This window comes from Acinetobacter sp. FDAARGOS_559, assembly GCF_003940475.1.
Lineage (GTDB): Bacteria > Pseudomonadota > Gammaproteobacteria > Pseudomonadales > Moraxellaceae > Acinetobacter > Acinetobacter baumannii.
In genome coordinates this window covers 718,349-737,973 of record NZ_RKJG01000005.1, presented here as the reverse complement: position 1 = coordinate 737,973, position 19,625 = coordinate 718,349, and the positions used below count along the sequence as shown (strand labels likewise).

Below are 19,625 nucleotides of genomic sequence, written 5' to 3'. Positions count from 1 at the left end.
AAGGCTTATTCATATTGAATGAAGAATAAGCCTATTTTTTTACAGAATTAAATTTTTCAAATTGTTATTGATAATCAAAATGGTTTTTGTATAAGTTTTTGTTTTTATTTGAAATATTTTAATAATTTAATTTCTTTGAATATTGTTTTTTTTATATTTTTAGACATATCTTAGTGTTATAAGAAACTTAATAATTCTCTTTTTACCATTAACACAGCTTGTAGAGAATGAACCAAGTGTACGAAATAGTCCGTTAGTTTATAAAAAAAAGCCTACATTTTTTTAAAAAAAAGCCTACAATTTATTAGGTTGAAAAAGTATAATTTTATTAAATTAAAATGTTTTTTAACTTTCTAACTACTATTGATTTGGGGAAGTCTATTTCATCTCACACTGGAGTATGCATGGGTAAAGAGACATCGGCTTTGGTAACTTCTAAAGACATGATGTTGTCTCATGACACTGAAACGACATTAGAACATGCTATCAGTATTATGCCTGAGTTGGTTCGTTGGCTTATTAAAACTGGTATTGGTTACAATGAGTTTTCAACCGCCCTAAAGTCGGTATTTTATAATGAAGCCATTAAAGAGCTAGACTCTATTAAACAAAAAAAAACAGACTCTGCTGTTAGCTTATTATCTGGTTTAGGGCGACGTGATGTCAGAAGTTTTTGTCAGACCTATGGTGAGTATAGATTAATTAATCAGTTTAATCAGCAATTACCTATTAGTGTACCTGCTCGTGTAATAGGTTTATGGATAGGACAAAAACTGCCAACCCAAATTCCTTTTAATGGGGAGGAACCAAGTTTTGAGGGCTTGGTTAAGCAGATATCTTCTGAAAAGCATCCAAAATCAATATTACTCGAACTTAAACGATTGGGGTTGGTCATAGAAGAAAATAATCAAATTATTTTGCAGAATTCCAGTTTTACTCCAGATCCACAAATGGATGAAAGTAAGCAACTATTTACTCAAAATATTTCAGATCATCTTGCAGCCGGGATTAGTAATCTAACACAAAAAACCAATTTTTTAGAACAAGCTATTTTTGCAGACGAGTTAAGTCCTGAATCTGTAGAAAAGCTTAAAAAATTAAGTCTTGATATGTGGAATTTGATGTCTAAGGCTATCCTTTCTTCGGCAATAGAATATTGTAAAAACGATGAAAGATCCCCTGACGCGAATAAACAGTTTCGTCTGGGTATTTTCCAATATGATAAATAAATATTGATTCACTCTCGACTTTTAAATTTATTTTTCCACCCAATTTTTTTTAAGCCTCTCCATAGAATAGAATATGAGACTTTATAACCAAATCTATGTTCAAAAGGGTCTATTAATTCTCTGATTTTAGAGAAGGGTGTAGATTTTACAAAATCTTCAAAGCTTTTTAAGTCATAAATAGAAAAGGGTCTGCCAGTACGAGTAAGTGGTAGTGGTTTTAAATCTTGTGTTGTTTCTTCAAGAGCAATCCATTCATCCAGTGTTGATCTGGCAATCTTAAACTGTTTACAGACTTTTGACTTATGTTGCGTTTGTTTGTAAGCAGCCATTACATTCTGGCGAAAGTCTAAAGAATACGCACGCATAGAATTTAACTCATTTCCCTAGTGTCAACTGTTTAATAAAAACTTACTGTTTGAGCTATCGTAATTTTTTCTATTCAAATGTTACAGTTCTATCTCCTTTTGTTTAGAGTCACTCAAAGAAAATGTACCATTATTTAAAAAATATGTACATATTGCACATATTATTATTTTTTTAAAATTTTATTTCCCCTCTCACATAATTTTTTTATGAAAAATGGTTTAATTGCACATTTTTGTTTGTCAAAAAGTATGTTTATTGTTAAATTATATTAGGTTTTAATAAGACCGGAGTTCCAGACATCATAGAATTGTAAAAGAATATATTTATTTCTGAATACCTAGATTTTTGTTAGCTACTTGAATTCTATAAAATTTAAATTTTATAGTGATTGAATAATTCCAAGTATTTAAGTTTCCTATAAAATATTTCATGAAAAAACAGGTTTAAAGGAATTTTCTGTTTTTTAGTTCTTACAATATTTATTGAGATAACTCATATGCCTCATTCGCGTCTTACACTACCATTAGTATCTGTAGGTTTATTTATGCTCTCGGGTTGTACTGGAGAGGATGGCGGATTTAATGTTGGAGTGACTTTAGGGGGAACTGGTACGGGCGAAATGACAGTTGGTACTGAAAACCCTGTTACTAATCCTCGACCAAATCCAGGTTCTAATCAAATGGAAGATGATGGTGAGTATGCTGTTGCTTATCCAAATCCTGTAACACAATATTGTGGCGGTGTAGAGCGAACAATTCAATTTGTTAGACACTATGCTCCATTTATCCCTATGAAAATGGGGGATCGGATGGATCTTTTAGGAATAAATAGTGGATTAAAGGTAAGGTATAAATTACAAGTTATTGTGAAAAATACGACATCAGAACCGATCTATGAGTACATCAACAGTTGTAAAGCTGCTATACAATTAACGGGTTCTAAAACAGAAAAAGAAACAGAAACGAATTATTGTTTAAATGATGAAACTGTTAATACTTATCAACCCAATGAAGAAAAAACATATTACTATACTTTTAATTTACCTAATATCTTGCAGAATTGGACTGCAAGTTATACTTCACAATATTCTAAACAATTATATCCAACAATGTACGATGATGATAATGAGAGCCTAAGAACTCATTGTGCTGCGCTAAGTACAATATTATTAATGGATGATTATCCATCAAGTAAAGATGGAGCTCCTCCACAAACATCTGAACAAGAAAATGGTTCTAACTCGTCGGAAGGAAACTCAAATAATGATGATAGTACGACAGAAGAGCCCCCAATCTTCGGTGGGTTTGATTTATAAGTTTAAATTTAAAGTAGACTAAATTTAACTTAATTTTTTCTTTCAAACTGCTCTTCATCTAAGCCATCTACTTAAGTATGGCTTTTTTTATGTCTTATTCTCTTATAGAAATTATTTACTTTATCCGCATAAGACGCTACTGAGCTTAAGTCACGCAGTCACAAATTTTCTATGTTAAAAATGCACATAATTAGTTGTAGATAAAAAATAACAATTTTTTATTAAAAAAATAAATTAAAAAAAATATTAAATATTAAGTATTTAAATTTATAAAAGAATTTTTTGAAACTATTTTTATTTTTTTAATATAAAAAGCATAGTTTGAAATCAAATAAAAATGTGTAAAATGAACATAAATCATGATGTGAATTTGATAACTTCACTTTGCATATGTGAGAACTGCTTCACAAGTATAGAGATAACAATGGTTTTTACTTTTAACGTTTAGGGAATGCTATATGTATAAATTGCGATTGTTAGTAATAGCTGTGTCAATTGGACTGTCTGCCTGTGCAGCCAACAATTATTCCCAGCCTACAGGTTTACGGTTTCAAGAAGGGGGCAACGATAAGGCTCAAGTAATAAACGTAAAACGAGATGATAAATTATGTGCAGAAGATGCTCCGGAAAAGCAAAACTGTCCTATTAATTTCTATATAGACAACATTCAATCGGGTAGCTTCTATATTAATAATGCAGCGCAGTACCGTTTGAAGCCTGAAATTTACAATTTCAAAGTTAAAAATTGTACTTCTCAAGAGTGTCAATCATGTGATGTAGACCTTCAAACCAATCAGTTATCCGACAATAATTTGACCCTTTCCATAGATAAGAATGGCAAACCTTATATTTTAAATAATGGAAAAGAACTTGTTTGCTCAAAAAAAGAAGCAACTCCAACTATTGAACACACTTCAGTAATCCAATTATCAGCAGATACTTTATTCAAATTTGATGGTTCTACACTTAATGACTTGCTGCCAAAAGGGCGCCAAGAAGTAACGGATTTAGCTTCTAAAATTTCGCAGGGATACGTCTCGGTAAGTGCAATTAAATTGACTGGTCATACAGACCGATTAGGCAATCACAATTATAACCAAAAGCTGGCGCAAAGCCGGGCGGATACAGTACGGAATCTTCTAATCCAAAATGGGGTGGCTGATAGCGTTATCAGTACAGCAAGCATGGGAGAAACTCAACCTGTAACTGATGGGTGTCCTAACGCTAAATCACAAGAAGCCTTAAAAACCTGCTTGCAACCAGATCGTCGTGTAACTGTCGAAATTACTGGGATTTCTAAGTAATTACCAATTTATGGAATAAGAAGTTTAGGTGAAATATGACTAATTTTATTGTAATAGAAAAAGATTCATTAGAGAAATCAATAGTTAATTCGAATCAGATTACTTTAACAGAAGCATCAATCGTTCATACGAAAATGCATCGTGATGATGTTGAGGAATTTATCCGTGACGGTAATAACTTATTGCTTAAATTGAAAAATGGTGAAGTGATAGTTATTGAAAATTTCTTCATTGCTTATGATGATGTGGTTTCTGATTTAGTATTTGAAGAAGAAGGATGTGTTCTATATTGGTTTGATGGGCTTTCTGACTTTAAAGGTATTCCTGGATTAGAGGTTTTACTGCCAGAGGCTGGTAGTAAACTTGTTAGTCTTTTACCTTGGTTAGCTGGCGTTGGGGTTGTTGGAGGGGTAATTGCTGCAGCGAATAATGATGACTCATCTAGTACACCAAATGGTACGAATACTATTCAAGTTAAAAGCGATGGATTTATAACGGGTAAGACTGAGAATATTGCTGACGGTAGTAAAGTAAATATTACAGTTACAGGTAAAGATAAAGATGGCAATTTAATTAGCAAGGAAATTGAAACAACTGTTAATTCTGATGGTAGTTATACCGCAGAAGTACCAAAAGATTTTGCCGATGGCGATTTAAAAGTAGAGTCTGAGGTTGTAGATCAAAATGGTAAAGTTGTAAAAGCTGAAGATCAGTTGAATGCAGGTAAGCCAGATGATCCAAATACACCCGAAGATGAATCGGTCCCTGGTGGTTTGGACCGCGTTGACGGATCAATTACAGTAGATGTTGACGACCAGGGCCATATCACAGGTGGGACCACAGATGTAGCACCGGGCAGCGAAGTGACCTTAACCATTACCGGTCAGGACCAGTCAGGCAATCCGCTGGAACAGCAGGTGAAAGCCACAGTTAATCCTGATGGCAGCTATACGGCAGAAGTGCCGGCCGGCTTTGCTGATGGCGAATTGACCGTTAAGGCAGAAACGGTTGATCGTAACGGTACACCAGTCAATGCAGAAGACAGCCTGTTGAAGACCGATCATGACAATGATCCATCTACACCGGATCAAGGTGGTCTGGACCGCGTTGACGGATCAATTACAGTAGATGTTGACGACCAGGGCCATATCACAGGTGGGACCACAGATGTAGCACCGGGCAGCGAAGTGACCTTAACCATTACCGGTCAGGACCAGTCAGGCAATCCGCTGGAACAGCAGGTGAAAGCCACAGTTAATCCTGATGGCAGCTATACGGCAGAAGTGCCGGCCGGCTTTGCTGATGGCGAATTGACCGTTAAGGCAGAAACGGTTGATCGTAACGGTACACCAGTCAATGCAGAAGACAGCCTGTTGAAGACCGATCATGACAATGATCCATCTACACCGGATCAAGGTGGTCTGGACCGCGTTGACGGATCAATTACAGTAGATGTTGACGATCAGGGCCATATCACAGGTGGGACCACAGATGTAGCACCGGGCAGCGAAGTGACCTTAACCATTACCGGTCAGGACCAGTCAGGCAATCCGCTGGAACAGCAGGTGAAAGCCACAGTTAATCCTGATGGCAGCTATACGGCAGAAGTGCCGGCCGGCTTTGCTGATGGCGAATTGACCGTTAAGGCAGAAACAGTGGATCGTAATGGTACTCCGGTCAATGCAGAAGACAGCCTGTTGAAGACCGATCATGACAATGATCCATCTACGCCGGATCAAGGTGGTCTGGACCGCGTTGACGGATCAATTACAGTAGATGTTGACGACCAGGGCCATATCACAGGTGGGACCACAGATGTAGCACCGGGCAGCGAAGTGACCTTAACCATTACCGGTCAGGACCAGTCAGGCAATCCGCTGGAACAGCAGGTGAAAGCCACAGTTAATCCTGATGGCAGCTATACGGCAGAAGTGCCGGCCGGCTTTGCTGATGGCGAATTGACCGTTAAGGCAGAAACGGTTGATCGTAACGGTACACCAGTCAATGCAGAAGACAGCCTGTTGAAGACCGATCATGACAATGATCCATCTACGCCGGATCAAGGTGGTCTGGACCGCGTTGACGGATCAATTACAGTAGATGTTGACGACCAGGGCCATATCACAGGTGGGACCACAGATGTAGCACCGGGCAGCGAAGTGACCTTAACCATTACCGGTCAGGACCAGTCAGGCAATCCGCTGGAACAGCAGGTGAAAGCCACAGTTAATCCTGATGGCAGCTATACGGCAGAAGTGCCGGCCGGCTTTGCTGATGGCGAATTGACCGTTAAGGCAGAAACAGTTGATCGTAATGGTACTCCGGTCAATGCAGAAGACAGCCTGTTGAAGACCGATCATGACAATGATCCATCTACACCGGATCAAGGTGGTCTGGACCGCGTTGACGGATCAATTACAGTAGATGTTGATGATCAGGGCCATATCACAGGTGGGACCACAGATGTAGCACCGGGCAGCGAAGTGACCTTAACCATTACCGGTCAGGACCAGTCAGGCAATCCGCTGGAACAGCAGGTGAAAGCCACAGTTAATCCTGATGGCAGCTATACGGCAGAAGTGCCGGCCGGCTTTGCTGATGGCGAATTGACCGTTAAGGCAGAAACAGTGGATCGTAATGGTACTCCGGTCAATGCAGAAGACAGCCTGTTGAAGACCGATCATGACAATGATCCATCTACACCGGATCAAGGTGGTCTGGACCGCGTTGACGGATCAATTACAGTAGATGTTGATGATCAGGGCCATATCACAGGTGGGACCACAGATGTAGCACCGGGCAGCGAAGTGACCTTAACCATTACCGGTCAGGACCAGTCAGGCAATCCGCTGGAACAGCAGGTGAAAGCCACAGTTAATCCTGATGGCAGCTATACGGCAGAAGTGCCGGCCGGCTTTGCTGATGGCGAATTGACCGTTAAGGCAGAAACAGTGGATCGTAATGGTACTCCGGTCAATGCAGAAGACAGCCTGTTGAAGACCGATCATGACAATGATCCATCTACGCCGGATCAAGGTGGTCTGGACCGCGTTGACGGATCAATTACAGTAGATGTTGACGACCAGGGCCATATCACAGGTGGGACCACAGATGTAGCACCGGGCAGCGAAGTGACCTTAACCATTACCGGTCAGGACCAGTCAGGCAATCCGCTGGAACAGCAGGTGAAAGCCACAGTTAATCCTGATGGCAGCTATACGGCAGAAGTGCCGGCCGGCTTTGCTGATGGCGAATTGACCGTTAAGGCAGAAACAGTTGATCGTAATGGTACTCCGGTCAATGCAGAAGACAGCCTGTTGAAGACCGATCATGACAATGATCCATCTACGCCGGATCAAGGTGGTCTGGACCGCGTTGACGGATCAATTACAGTAGATGTTGATGATCAGGGCCATATCACAGGTGGGACCACAGATGTAGCACCGGGCAGCGAAGTGACCTTAACCATTACCGGTCAGGACCAGTCAGGCAATCCGCTGGAACAGCAGGTGAAAGCCACAGTTAATCCTGATGGCAGCTATACGGCAGAAGTGCCGGCCGGCTTTGCTGATGGCGAATTGACCGTTAAGGCAGAAACAGTGGATCGTAATGGTACTCCGGTCAATGCAGAAGACAGCCTGTTGAAGACCGATCATGACAATGATCCATCTACGCCGGATCAAGGTGGTCTGGACCGCGTTGACGGATCAATTACAGTAGATGTTGACGACCAGGGCCATATCACAGGTGGGACCACAGATGTAGCACCGGGCAGCGAAGTGACCTTAACCACTACCGGTCAGGACCAGTCAGGCAATCCGCTGGAACAGCAGGTGAAAGCCACAGTTAATCCTGATGGCAGCTATACGGCAGAAGTGCCGGCCGGCTTTGCTGATGGCGAATTGACCGTTAAGGCAGAAACAGTGGATCGTAATGGTACTCCGGTCAATGCAGAAGACAGCCTGTTGAAGACCGATCATGACAATGATTCATCTACGCCGGATCAAGGTGGTCTGGACCGCGTTGACGGATCAATTACAGTAGATGTTGACGACCAGGGCCATATCACAGGTGGGACCACAGATGTAGCACCGGGCAGCGAAGTGACCTTAACCATTACCGGTCAGGACCAGTCAGGCAATCCGCTGGAACAGCAGGTGAAAGCCACAGTTAATCCTGATGGCAGCTATACGGCAGAAGTGCCGGCCGGCTTTGCTGATGGCGAATTGACCGTTAAGGCAGAAACGGTTGATCGTAACGGTACACCAGTCAATGCAGAAGACAGCCTGTTGAAGACCGATCATGACAATGATCCATCTACGCCGGATCAAGGTGGTCTGGACCGCGTTGACGGATCAATTACAGTAGATGTTGATGATCAGGGCCATATCACAGGTGGTACCACAGATGTAGCACCGGGCAGCGAAGTGACCTTAACCATTACCGGTCAGGACCAGTCAGGCAATCCGCTGGAACAGCAGGTGAAAGCCACAGTTAATCCTGATGGCAGCTATACGGCAGAAGTGCCGGCCGGCTTTGCTGATGGCGAATTGACCGTTAAGGCAGAAACGGTTGATCGTAACGGTACACCAGTCAATGCAGAAGACAGCCTGTTGAAGACCGATCATGACAATGATCCATCTACACCGGATCAAGGTGGTCTGGACCGCGTTGACGGATCAATTACAGTAGATGTTGATGATCAGGGCCATATCACAGGTGGGACCACAGATGTAGCACCGGGCAGCGAAGTGACCTTAACCATTACCGGTCAGGACCAGTCAGGCAATCCGCTGGAACAGCAGGTGAAAGCCACAGTTAATCCTGATGGCAGCTATACGGCAGAAGTGCCGGCCGGCTTTGCTGATGGCGAATTGACCGTTAAGGCAGAAACGGTTGATCGTAACGGTACACCGGTCAATGCAGAAGACAGCCTGTTGAAGACCGATCATGACAATGATCCATCTACGCCGGATCAAGGTGGTCTGGACCGCGTTGACGGATCAATTACAGTAGATGTTGATGATCAGGGCCATATCACAGGTGGGACCACAGATGTAGCACCGGGCAGCGAAGTGACCTTAACCATTACCGGTCAGGACCAGTCAGGCAATCCGCTGGAACAGCAGGTGAAAGCCACAGTTAATCCTGATGGCAGCTATACGGCAGAAGTGCCGGCCGGCTTTGCTGATGGCGAATTGACCGTTAAGGCAGAAACGGTTGATCGTAACGGTACACCAGTCAATGCAGAAGACAGCCTGTTGAAGACTGATCATGACAATGATCCATCTACACCGGATCAAGGTGGTCTGGACCGCGTTGACGGATCAATTACAGTAGATGTTGACGACCAGGGCCATATCACAGGTGGGACCACAGATGTAGCACCGGGCAGCGAAGTGACCTTAACCATTACCGGTCAGGACCAGTCAGGCAATCCGCTGGAACAGCAGGTGAAAGCCACAGTTAATCCTGATGGCAGCTATACGGCAGAAGTGCCGGTGTCAACGGCAATTTAAAACTGACCCCTTTTACCTTAAAACAGCAAAGTAAAATTGACCCCTTTGATGATTTATTAAGACTCAATTTGTGGTTGAATTCCTACTCTCTTTTTATCTTTTAGACGATAACTTTCCCCAGATATTTGTACAACATGACAATGATGTAATAAACGATCCAACATTGCTGCTGTCAAAGTAACATCATCTGCGAATGATTTAGACCACTGGCTAAATGGTAAATTACTGGTCAAAATCGTACTGCCTTTTTCATAGCGCTTGGCAATAACATTAAAAAATAAATTTGCTTCTTCACGACCAAATGGTAAATATCCTATTTCATCGATAATCAATAACTTTGGAGCAAGTACAACACGTTGCATGTAGTTTTTTAATTTACCTTGTTGATAAGCTAGGCTAAGTTGCAACATTAAATCAGCTGCAGTAATAAACTTAGTCTTAATATTATTCATAATTGCCTTATAGCCTAAAGCCATTGATAGATGTGTTTTCCCAACACCACTTGCACCAATAAATACAACATTTTCAGCTCTTGGAATAAAGCTTAAATTAAATAGTTCAAGCAACTGCGACTTTGGAGCACCTAAAGCATAATTAAAATCATAAGCCTCCAACGTTTTGATTTGAGTAAGACCTGAAAGTTGTAAAAGAATCTGTTGACTACGTTGCTGCTTGGCTGTGTATTCATGTAATAGCATAGCTTCAACGAAATCTGCATAACTGCCATCCTTTGCTAAGGTTTGTTGTGCATGATGTGACCATTGTGATGCCACTGTTTGTAGACCAAGCTGACGGCAAAGCTGTTCAATACGCTCATACTGTAAATTCATTAAGAAACCTCCAGTAATTCATCATAGATTGATAAGGGGTGTTGAACACTCTCATGAGGTATGAGTGATGATGGGCTAACATCATCAATTACAGATTTTTTAGAACCATCATTAAATAAAGGTAATGAAGAAAAATATTGTTGTTCTTCAAGCAAACGAGTACTTGGTTTTTCTTTAGTTGTTGCATGAATGCGTTGATTTGCTGTTTCACTAAGCCATCGACCAATATAGGCATTTGCCATATCAACATCTAAGCTAAGGTCAACCACCTTTAAACTTGCTTTTAATGGCACGATAAAACTTGATTTCAAATAACTATTAAAGCGTTCTACTTTACCTTTTGTTTGCGCACGATATGGCTTACAAACACGTGGTCGGAAGTTATATTTCTTAGCACAATCAAGTAATTTAGCATTCCAGCGATGTTGACCATCTTGATAAGCATCACGTTCAATCATAATGGCCTTAGCATTATCAAATAATACATCTTTAGGAACACCACCAAAGAACTGAAAAGCACTTTCTAAGCCATCAATCCATGCATCAGAACGTTCATGATCATAAAACTTAACAAAGGTTGCTCTAGAGTATCCCAAAGTTGCAACAAATGCTTTTAATGTGGTGTGATGACGTCGAATTTTTGTGAAATCAACCTGCATTTGTTGACCTGGTTGAGTCTCAAATCGCTTAATCGGCTCTGGTTGTTTAGTTGGCTTTAATGTATTGAGATAATTTTGTAGTGTTCTAATTTTCCCCGTGTAGCCTTTTTGCAAGATTTCTTGATACAACACTGCAGCCGGTATCCATTCTGGATCGGCGGCATTTACACGTTTGATTAAATACGGTTTATAAGGCTCAAGAATACTCACTTTAGATTGTGTTCGTTGATATTTAGGTGTTACTTGAGATCGTAAATATTTACGCACAGTATTTCTAGAAATACCGAGTTCGCGGCTAATTGCCTTAATAGATTGACCTTGTTGATGAAGTATTTGGATTGTCACTGCTTGCTCCAAAGTTAACATGTTGAGCAGTCCAAAAAGACCACTATATTAACCAAGGGGGTCAATTTTCAAATGCTGTTGGGGGGTCATTTTTACATTGCCGCTAACACCGGCCGGCTTTGCTGATGGCGAATTGACCGTTAAGGCAGAAACAGTTGATCGTAATGGTACTCCGGTCAATGCAGAAGACAGCCTGTTGAAGACCGATCATGACAATGATCCATCTACACCGGATCAAGGTGGTCTGGACCGCGTTGACGGATCAATTACAGTAGATGTTGATGATCAGGGCCATATCACAGGTGGGACCACAGATGTAGCACCGGGCAGCGAAGTGACCTTAACCATTACCGGTCAGGACCAGTCAGGCAATCCGCTGGAACAGCAGGTGAAAGCCACAGTTAATCCTGATGGCAGCTATACGGCAGAAGTGCCGGCCGGCTTTGCTGATGGCGAATTGACCGTTAAGGCAGAAACAGTGGATCGTAATGGTACTCCGGTCAATGCAGAAGACAGCCTGTTGAAGACCGATCATGACAATGATCCATCTACACCGGATCAAGGTGGTCTGGACCGCGTTGACGGATCAATTACAGTAGATGTTGACGACCAGGGCCATATCACAGGTGGGACCACAGATGTAGCACCGGGCAGCGAAGTGACCTTAACCATTACCGGTCAGGACCAGTCAGGCAATCCGCTGGAACAGCAGGTGAAAGCCACAGTTAATCCTGATGGCAGCTATACGGCAGAAGTGCCGGCCGGCTTTGCTGATGGCGAATTGACCGTTAAGGCAGAAACAGTTGATCGTAACGGTACACCAGTCAATGCAGAAGACAGCCTGTTGAAGACCGATCATGACAATGATCCATCTACACCGGATCAAGGTGGTCTGGACCGCGTTGACGGATCAATTACAGTAGATGTTGACGACCAGGGCCATATCACAGGTGGGACCACAGATGTAGCACCGGGCAGCGAAGTGACCTTAACCATTACCGGTCAGGACCAGTCAGGCAATCCGCTGGAACAGCAGGTGAAAGCCACAGTTAATCCTGATGGCAGCTATACGGCAGAAGTGCCGGCCGGCTTTGCTGATGGCGAATTGACCGTTAAGGCAGAAACAGTGGATCGTAATGGTACTCCGGTCAATGCAGAAGACAGCCTGTTGAAGACCGATCATGACAATGATCCATCTACGCCGGATCAAGGTGGATTGGACCGCGTTGACGGATCAATTACAGTAGATATTAATGATACTGATAGCACCAAAATTACTGGTGTGACAGAAGATGTTGCTCCAAATAGTAAAGTCACTCTAGAAATTACTAGTATTGATGAAAATGGTGAAACATTAACATTTACTGAAGAAGTATTTACGAATGCTGATGGTGAATATAGTTACACTTTAACTACAGCACAAGGAAATGCTACGGAGGTTGTTGCCAAAGTTGAAGATCGTAATGGTACTGAACTTCAAGATAATGATTCGTTGGAAGCAATAATTAAAGCAGATCCAACGACAGATGTTAATAATGGTGATAATAATGTAGTCGGTACTTCAGGGAATGATGTACTCGCAGGGGATATCGGAGGTTTACAGACCAATTTTGTTGCTGGGCAAAATTATAATGTCTCTGTTGTATTAGATTTGTCTGGCAGTATGCTATGGGCAATGAATGGTACAAGTAACCCACCAGCTGGTGAATCTCGCTTAGCAATTGCTATTAAAGGCCTTAAAGCCTTTATTCAGCAAATGGCTGATCATGATGGCGTGATTAATCTACAAATCGCTTCATTCTCAGCAAATGGTAGTGTTGGAAATGGTTATAACCAAGTTTTCCTAAATGTAAGTAAAGATAATATTAATGAAATATTCACTTATCTTGATAGCTTAAAAGCTGGCGGTGGTACCTATCCAGAACAAGGATTTAATAAAGCTGTAGATTGGTTTGACGATATCTCTACTGCTGATTTTGAAAATCAAACTTATTACCTTACAGATGGAGAACCAAACAGTTCTCAATCAACTTTGGACAACGCATTTGCTCCATTAGCGGAGCAGAGTAAAGTTTTCGCAGTAGGTGTGAGTAGTTCAATTAGTGATGCTACGGTCTCTCGTTATGATAATACCGATGTCAATGGAAATAAACTTCCTGGTGATTGGAGTGGTACTAATCATGGTGAAGCCAAAGCTATTGCGGATGCTGATAAACTGATAGCTTATTTAATAGGTGGTTCTGAAAACTTTATACCTGCTAATGTTGGGGATGATACAGTTAAAGGAGGAGCTGGAGATGATGTTCTGTTCGGTGATGCTATAAATACGGATCATTTAACATGGGCAGGATATGATCCTCTTCAATATCCTAAATACTCAGGTTATTCAAAATTAATCGCATATTTAAAAGCTGAGGTTACTAATGGTGCAGAACCAAGCCAGCAAGATATCTATGACTATATAAAAGAGAATTTCCGCGATTTTGTTGCTGCTGATGCTGCTGATCCAGAAACTAAAGGTGGGAATGATACGATTTATGGTGGTGCTGGAAATGATATTATTATTGCTGGTGCAGGTAATGATGTTATTTATGGTGGTTCAGGCAATGACATTATTTCCACTGGTCGAGGTGAGGATACCATTATATATGATTTATTAAATGCAACAGATGCTACTGGAGGGAATGGTACAGACACTTGGGTAGATTACGAAGCTAATGACAAAATTCAATTTGGATCAGATTTCTTTGAAGGTTTATTAACAGATAAAAGTAATTTAGGTGATTATATTACTGTAGTTGATGATGGTAATGGTAATGCCATAGTTCAGGTAGACCGTGATGGTAGTGCTGGGACACATAATATGTCTGATTTATTAATTATTGAAAATCAAGCAGGCTTAAGTTTGCAAGATTTACTCAACAATAATCAGATTATTATTGGTTAATTAATGAAAAGGTTATAGATCATAGATCTATAACCTTTTTTATTTCTATTTTATATTGATTAAAAGATTATTTATTTGAATATTCTTTAATTTAATAATCCATAATCGATGGATTTAATATAGTTTTCTAAAATGGCACTAATGAAATCAAGATTAGGGTGGATTTTATTTTCTCCTATCTTTTTGTTTATAACTCAAGCTCAGGCAGATATATTAAATACTGCAAAGAAAGAGATGAACTATATATTCAAAAAAGAAACAGAAAATAATTTTCTTAAAGTAAATATTCAAATGCTGAGCGATTTTAGTTTGGATGAGAGGACTATATCAGATTCGTTACCTTTAGTAACTTATTCAAAAAATCAAGAGAAGAATTTCTTGACTGAAATTCCAGACGAAAATTTGAAAAGGAACTCGAAATACCTAGATTTTACTGGCGCAATATATCAAGCGTTACAACGTCGCCCAGAAATTACTGAAAGTATTGCGATGATTGCTGGACAAAGCGCAAGTATTGATGTGGCTAAGGCTGCATATTATCCTCAAATATCGGGTGGAATTACTACAGCTGATTTAACTTCAGGAGAGCGAGGAAGACAACTTTTTACGATTTCAGCATCTCAAATGTTATATGACTTTGGAAAAGTTAAAAGATCTGTTGATATTGAAAAAGCTAAATTAATTCAAGAACAAGCCAATACTTTGGTAAATATTGATGACATTGCTTATCAAACAGCAAATGCAATTGTTAACATTAAACGCTATCAAGAGATTATACGTATAGCTGATCAGCAAATTAATGGCATAGCACGTATTGCTGAGATTGCGAATCTACGTGCAAATGCAGGTATTAGTAGCCAAGCCGATCCAGTACAAGCTCAGTCAAATTTAGAAGCTGCTGAGTCGAATAAAATTGTTCAAGAAACTCAACTAAAACAGTATCAACAAAAATTACGTAATTTATTAGGCTACAACGTTTCAAATTTAGAAATAAATATACCCGACTATCTAGCTGAAAATTCAGGTCTTTATAATGAAACAAAGTTTACATTAATTCCAGAAATGATGGTTGCACAAGCAGCAATACAAGTTGCTCAATATCAAAAGGAACAAACGAAATTAAGTAATTATCCAACTATAAATATTAAAGGAAGTTTAAGTCAGGCAATAAATGGTAGAAATCCGAATAACAATAAAGATGATGGGTTTTATAATTCTATAATGCTTGAAACAACGAGTGATTTTTTTCAAGGAGGGGCGATACGTTCTAAGGAACGGGCAGCAAGTTATGCTGAGGAAGCAGCGAAAGCAAAGTTAAATTCCGTATATTTAGATATATCAGATCAAGTTCAGCGTATTCGACAAGAGATAGAAAATAAGCAAAAACAAATTCAGATCCTTAGAGAGCGTCAAAAGTCTACGATTCGTACAAAAGAGCTATATCAAGAGCAATATAAATTAGGCACGCGGTCCGTTGTTGATCTTTTAAATGCTGAACAAGCCATTCATAGCGCAGCTCAGGAAATAGAGACTGCTAGATATGATATTTATTCGAATTTAGTACAGTTTATTAAAATAACTGGTCGTTCTCGAGATTTATATCATTTAAATGATACTTCTATTCAAGGATTCAAAATTGAGCCATGAGCAACAAAATTAGTTATCAGCCATGGCTTCATGCCATTTTAGTTATTGCTAGACATTATCTTATTGATCCATCGGAAGAGAAGCTCAGACTTCAATTTGATTGGAATCAGAACCAAACAATAGATGAAATTTTAACATTGGCGGCACGCCAAATTGGAATGAATTATCGTAAAGCCAAGTTAGACTTATGTGAGATTAGTCCATGGCATTTGCCAGTCATCATTGAAATGAAAGATGGCCAAGTAGGTGTATTAGACAAAATTGATGCAAATCAGAATCTAAGTGTTCAGTTCAGTGGTGATCAGGGTTTAGCACAAACTTTTACGCTCGATAATCTTAAAGCATATGTAACTAATATTTATATTTTACGGCCCGAAAAATCTGTGCCAGATGCTCGTATTGATGAATATATAAAACCATATGAAGCTCACTGGTTCTGGGCAGTTATTTTACGTGACTGGAAAAGATATATAGACATTATGTTTGCTTCTTTGGTTGCAAATATATTGGCATTAGCAACTATAGTTTTTTCTATGAATGTATATGACCGAGTTATTCCAGCTCAATCTGTACCAACCTTGTGGGTATTAGCAGGAGGGGTATTAATAGCAGCAATTTTTGAATTTTGCTTACGTGTAGCCCGTATTTATTTATCAGATATTTTAGGAAAGCGTGCTGACTTAACTATTTCAGACTTAGTATTCGGTCATGCTTTAAGAATTAAAAATAAAGAACGCTCTAAATCAACAGGTACTTTTATTTCACAAATTAGGGAATTGGAAGGTGTTAGAGAGTTAGTAACCTCTACCACAATATCCGCGATTGCTGATTTACCGTTTTTCTTCTTATTTCTTATTATTTTTTGGTTGATCGGTGGAAACCTATTTTGGGTGATGGTAATTGTAGTACCACTTATGATTATTCCTGGCATTTTAATACAAAAACCATTGGCAAAATTAGCTTCTGAAGGAATGCGAGAAAGTGCTATACGCAATGCAATGTTAGTTGAATCTGTCCAGGGAATTGAAGATATAAAGTTATTAAGAGCAGAATCCCGTTTCCAAAATCAATGGAATCATATGAATGAAGTATCAGCCGATATTTCAATGCGACACCGTAAATTAGTTGGTGTCATGATGGCATGGACTCAAAAAATACAAGGTTTGACTTTTGCTATTGTGGTACTTATCGGCTGTTTTGCTGTCATGAAAGGGGAAATGACAACTGGTGCTTTAGTGGCTTGTTCAATCCTTTCATCTAGGATGCTGGGTCCTATTGCACAAATCTCAGGGGTGCTAGGACGTTTACAACAAGCTAAAGTTGCGAAAAATGGCTTAGATGAGCTTATGAAAAAGCCAGTTGATCAACCTCCTCGTGCACATCTCATTCACAGGCCTGTATTATTTGGAAACTATGAATTAGATCAAGTCGAATTTAGATATAGTCAAAATGATGGAAAACCAACATTGGTAATTCCAAAGCTTACTATTAGAACAGGAGAGAAAATTGCAATTTTAGGACGTAATGGGGCTGGGAAATCCACTTTATTACAGTTATTAGCAGGTATGCAGGAACCTTTACAAGGTCATATTAAATTAGATGGTGTTACTTTAGGCTTGATAGATCCATTAGATATTCGGCGTGATATAGGACTCTTAAACCAAAACTCCCACTTATTCTATGGATCAATCCGAGAGAATTTAAAATTAGGGGCACCGTTAGCAACAGATTTAGATATTTTAGAAGCATTAAATCTTTCAGGGGTTTTAGATTTTATACATGAGAAAAAGGAAGGGTTAGACTATCAAATTTTAGAAGGTGGAGCTGGTCTATCTGGTGGACAAAAACAAGCCTTATTATTGGCACGGTTGTTAATCAGAAAACCTAATGTTTTATTTCTAGATGAACCTACAGCTGCTCTTGATGATGTTTCTGAAAAACAGTTTATTGAGCAACTTCAGAGTTGGTTAGGTAATAAAACATTAATTGTTGCGACTCATCGACGGGCAATATTAGAGTTAGTTGATCGTGTAATTGTTATTAATAATGGAAAAATTGTATTAGATGGCCCTAAAGAGCAGGTTCTGAAATTATCACAACCAAAGCAAAAAATAGGAGCCGAATGATGAGTTATAAACAGCTGAATTGGGCTAGTTCAAATAAAAATGAACAATTAAGACAACCTTTACCTAAAGTTAGCGTATTTATATGGGTTATCTGTTGTGGGCTTCTTGCTTTATTCATTTGGGCTTGGCTATTTACATTAGAAGAAGTCTCGACAGGAACTGGAAAGGTTATCCCTTCTTCAAAAGAACAGATTATTCAATCTTTAGAAGGTGGGATTTTAACTAAACTCAATGTCAACGAAGGTGAAATTGTGGATAAGGGGCAGAACCTTGCACAACTTGACCCTACTCGATTTGCATCAAATGTTGGTGAGTCCAAATCGTTACTGCTTTCTGCTAAAGCAACAGCTGCACGTTTAAGTGCTGAGGTAAATGGGACAGCTTTAGTATTTCCAAAAGAAGTATTAGAAGAGCAGACTCTTGTGAAAGAGGAAACAGCTCTTTATTACTCGCGACGTTCAAATTTAGAAGAATCCTTGGCCGGTTTAAAAAAAGCTTTAGTTTTAGTGCAACAAGAGTTAGCAATGACAGAGCCGCTTGTAGCCAAGGGGGCAGCTAGTAATGTTGAAGTCTTACGTTTGAAACGTCAGGCGACCGATTTAATAAATCAAATGAATGATGTTCAAAATCAATATTTAGTTAAATCCCGTGAAGAATTAGCAAAAGCAAATACTGATATCGAAACCCAATCTCAAGTTGTAAGGGGAAAATCAGATATGCTTAAACGGGCGATTTTTAAATCACCAGTTCGAGGGATTATTAAAGAAATAAATGTTATGACTATTGGAGGTGTTATTCCTCAAAATGGAAAATTAATGACAATCGTTCCTTTAGATGAAAAACTTTTAATCGAAGCACGTATATCTCCAAGAGATATTGCCTTTATTAGGCCGGGACAAGAAGCTTTGGTTAAAATTACTGCTTATGACTATTCTATTTATGGTGGTTTAAAAGGAAAAGTTACTATTATTTCCCCAGATACATTACGTGATGAAGTTAAACAAGACCAATTTTATTATAGAGTCTATATTCGCGCAGAATCTGATAAGCTAATAAATAAAGCTGGAAAATATTTTAATATTACACCAGGTATGGTAGCTACAGTAGATATTAAAACAGGAGAAAAAACAGTATTAGATTATTTGATTAAGCCTTTTAATAAAGCAAGAGAAGCTTTAAGGGAAAGGTAATAAATCTTCAAAAAATAAGAATTTTACAGTGGATTTATAAAGTTCCTTTGGTTTTTTAAATTTTATAAGGAGGTGTAATTTAATATTTTAATTCGATTATTGTTTTTTATATTAACCTTCTTGATCAGCGCAAAGAAAAAGAAGTAAT

At 39.5% G+C, this 19,625-nt stretch carries 11 protein-coding genes; 8 read left to right on the top strand and 3 right to left on the bottom strand.

What is annotated here, in order from left to right; translation table 11 throughout:
* Positions 1 to 404 precede the first annotated feature (404 nt).
* Positions 405 to 1,229, top strand: coding sequence for a hypothetical protein (locus EGS71_RS05070; RefSeq protein WP_000514224.1), 825 nt, complete (start codon positions 405 to 407; stop codon positions 1,227 to 1,229).
* Positions 1,230 to 1,237: 8 nt separating this feature from the next.
* On the opposite strand, the gene EGS71_RS05065 is transcribed toward EGS71_RS05070, so the two are convergent.
* Positions 1,238 to 1,594, bottom strand: a complete 357-nt coding sequence (locus tag EGS71_RS05065; RefSeq protein ID WP_001203192.1) for an IS630 transposase-related protein — start codon at positions 1,592 to 1,594, stop codon at positions 1,238 to 1,240.
* A gap of 497 nt (positions 1,595 to 2,091) precedes the next feature.
* Between EGS71_RS05065 and EGS71_RS05060 the strand changes: the two genes are divergently transcribed.
* From EGS71_RS05060 to EGS71_RS22755, 3 genes are all read left to right on the top strand, one after another.
* Positions 2,092 to 2,910 (top strand): hypothetical protein, encoded by an 819-nt coding sequence (locus EGS71_RS05060; RefSeq protein WP_001120776.1) that lies wholly within the window; start codon positions 2,092 to 2,094, stop codon positions 2,908 to 2,910.
* A 458-nt stretch (positions 2,911 to 3,368) separates the two neighbouring features.
* Positions 3,369 to 4,214: an OmpA family protein gene (locus tag EGS71_RS05055; protein WP_000277482.1), complete on the top strand. Its 846-nt coding sequence runs from the start codon at positions 3,369 to 3,371 to the stop codon at positions 4,212 to 4,214.
* A gap of 35 nt (positions 4,215 to 4,249) precedes the next feature.
* Positions 4,250 to 9,733, top strand: a complete 5,484-nt coding sequence (locus EGS71_RS22755) for a BapA/Bap/LapF family prefix-like domain-containing protein (RefSeq protein WP_228201090.1) — start codon at positions 4,250 to 4,252, stop codon at positions 9,731 to 9,733.
* 56 nt (positions 9,734 to 9,789) lie between these two features.
* Here the strand turns inward: EGS71_RS22755 and istB are convergent, their stop codons facing one another.
* Positions 9,790 to 10,563, bottom strand: coding sequence for an IS21-like element ISEc57 family helper ATPase IstB (gene istB / locus EGS71_RS05035; protein ID WP_001053381.1), 774 nt, complete (start codon positions 10,561 to 10,563; stop codon positions 9,790 to 9,792).
* Complete coding sequence (gene istA / locus EGS71_RS05030; RefSeq protein WP_002009888.1) at positions 10,563 to 11,588, bottom strand: IS21-like element ISEc57 family transposase; 1,026 nt, start codon at positions 11,586 to 11,588, stop codon at positions 10,563 to 10,565. Before istA ends, istB begins: the two co-directional genes overlap by 1 nt.
* A 76-nt stretch (positions 11,589 to 11,664) precedes the next feature.
* On the opposite strand from istA, the gene EGS71_RS05025 reads away from it, so the two are divergent.
* From EGS71_RS05025 to EGS71_RS05010, 4 genes are all read left to right on the top strand, one after another.
* Positions 11,665 to 14,514: a VWA domain-containing protein gene (locus EGS71_RS05025; RefSeq protein WP_228201089.1), complete on the top strand. Its 2,850-nt coding sequence runs from the start codon at positions 11,665 to 11,667 to the stop codon at positions 14,512 to 14,514.
* A 132-nt stretch (positions 14,515 to 14,646) separates the two neighbouring features.
* Positions 14,647 to 16,161 carry a TolC family outer membrane protein gene (locus EGS71_RS05020; RefSeq protein WP_001196866.1) on the top strand — a complete coding sequence of 505 codons (1,515 nt, stop codon included), beginning with the start codon at positions 14,647 to 14,649 and terminating at the stop codon, positions 16,159 to 16,161.
* Positions 16,158 to 18,287 carry a type I secretion system permease/ATPase gene (locus EGS71_RS05015; protein WP_000066244.1) on the top strand — a complete coding sequence of 710 codons (2,130 nt, stop codon included), beginning with the start codon at positions 16,158 to 16,160 and terminating at the stop codon, positions 18,285 to 18,287. Before EGS71_RS05020 ends, EGS71_RS05015 begins: the two co-directional genes overlap by 4 nt.
* Complete coding sequence (locus EGS71_RS05010; RefSeq protein ID WP_002010012.1) at positions 18,284 to 19,477, top strand: HlyD family efflux transporter periplasmic adaptor subunit; 1,194 nt, start codon at positions 18,284 to 18,286, stop codon at positions 19,475 to 19,477. Before EGS71_RS05015 ends, EGS71_RS05010 begins: the two co-directional genes overlap by 4 nt.
* Positions 19,478 to 19,625 lie beyond the last annotated feature (148 nt).